Genomic DNA, 2,060 nt, shown 5'->3' on the forward strand with positions numbered 1-2,060 from the left:
CGGCCCGAATCGCGCCGCGCAGATTTTGCGCAAAGGCCAGTCTAATATTGTAGCGTTGGTGTTAGCGGACAGCCTGGACTACATGGTCACAGACCCGGTTGCCAGCACCTTTATTCAGGGCGTCTCCCGGGTATTGCGGGAGAATCAAAAGCACTTGTTATTGTACGCCGGTGATTCTGAGTCGATTGCCGACGTTGTGGATTTTGTTGATGGGTTCATCTGTTATGGGGCGCCGCGCAATGCTGCATTGTCCGAACAGTTGAATCAACAAAGTAAGCCCGTGGTGACGGTCGACTTTAACCTGGAAGGCCGCCCGGCAATCAACATCGACAACGAGAAAGCCAGCTATGAAATTGCCAAAGCGGCATTGAAACCGGGCGACCACGTGGCAATTCTGGGATTGCGCTTAATTGACTCACCCAGTACCTGCCGCATATACGACAACCCTCTGCTGAATGTAGAGTCCTCCATTACCCACCGCCGTTTAGATGGCTACAGTGAAGCACTGAAAGAAGCGGGGATCACGGTAGATTCAGACTGGATATGGAGCCTGCCTGAAAACAACGTGGTGTATGCAGTCCAGGCCGCTAAGGAAGTCCTCTACAGCCAGCCACGCCCAAATGTTATCCTGTGCATGAGTGATATCATTGCGCTAGAGCTTTTGCAATGCGCATTGTCGATGGGCATTGATGTGCCCGGTGAGCTTAAGATCACCGGCTTTGATGGTATCGAAGAGGCTTCCCGAACCCGTCCATACTTGTCTACAGTGTGTCAGTCGAGCGTCGAGAAAGGTATGCAAGCCGCGAACCTGCTACTCAGTGGCGAAAACCAGTCGATGTCGCTGTCTTATGAGCTGAAACTGGGCGAAACCATAGGCTGATAAGCGTACTTAAAATGAGCCTGCAATTCAGTATTCACAGGCTCATAAATGTGAGTCGTCGCGTTATTGCGCTGAGAAGTTAAGTAAGCACCCCGAAAAGAACTGCGCCAGATTATTGTCCTTGTATAAATCGCCTTGATTAGGCTGCTGGGCAGCCAGGCGAGGAAACGCACCATATCCCGCAAGCAAGCAGTGCCAGGACGTTGCTCCAAAATGAGAATCCAGCTTCTGACGCTGAATTTCCTGCTGTAAATCCCCTCGTCTAAACCAGACGTCCAATAATTGCAGCAGCGATTCAGACAGCACGTCGTTGTTGCGGTTAGCCCGCCAGTACTCAGAGTCGTTGCGCGTATTGAGTTTATAGTGAGCGACGATGTAATCCCTTACGCGTTCAAAGCGCTCCCCAATAACCAGATTATATGCCGCTCGGTATTGGTCGCTGAAACCGCCTTTTTCATAGTGATCCATGAAGATTTCAACACTGGTCTGAACCAAATGCAGGGCTGTTGCCTCAAGGGGCTCAATAAACCCTTGGGACAGGCCTAGCGCCAGACAGTTACGGCTCCAGTGCTCGCTAACCTGACCCACTCTCATGGTCAAATGGCGAGTTTGCGCATCGTCATCATTTACACCAAGGTGCGTGAGTAATTCTTTTTCGGCATCATCCTGTGAAATGAACGCAGAGCTATACACATAGCCGTTACCGGTTCGATTAGTCAGCGGGATTTGCCAGGCCCAACCGGTCGACAACGCGGTTGAACGGGTTTCTACAGGGCGGTCTTCTAAGGCATCGGTGGCGCAAACGACCGCAGCGTCATTGAACAGGTTGTCTTTGAAAGATTTAAACGGCACCTTCAGCGTTTTTTGCAGTAATAAACTGCGAAAACCGGAGCAATCGATAAACAAATCGCCTTCAATGATTTCACCTTCTCGGGTGTGCAGGGAAGCGATGTCGCCATTTGGGTGGCACTGCACACTTTCGATATTTCGTGACTTGTGGGTCACTCCCAGAGTTTGAGCGTGGCGTTGAAGAAATGCGCCTAACAAGCCCGAGTCAAAATGATAGCCGTATTCAATCCGAAACGGGAAATTCGCCGGGGTTTGAGGTGAGCGCTTGTGCTTTGCCAGCCAGCCGTTAAACAGAAAATCGCCGGGCGTGACGTTGACGTCGAGCCCCATA

The 2,060-nt window shown here is 51.2% G+C and carries 2 protein-coding genes; one reads left to right on the top strand and one right to left on the bottom strand.

Annotated features, from left to right (window positions below):
• The coding region (locus AC4MRN_RS20610) for a substrate-binding domain-containing protein (protein WP_491204388.1) at positions 1–880 on the top strand (880 nt) is incomplete at its 5' end.
• A 63-nt stretch (positions 881–943) separates the two neighbouring features.
• Here AC4MRN_RS20610 and AC4MRN_RS20615 read toward each other — a convergent pair.
• Positions 944–2,060: tryptophan 7-halogenase (locus AC4MRN_RS20615; protein WP_491204389.1), on the bottom strand; the 1,117-nt coding region annotated here is incomplete at its 5' end.

The sequence above is a fragment of the Marisediminitalea sp. genome (genome assembly GCF_984433645.1).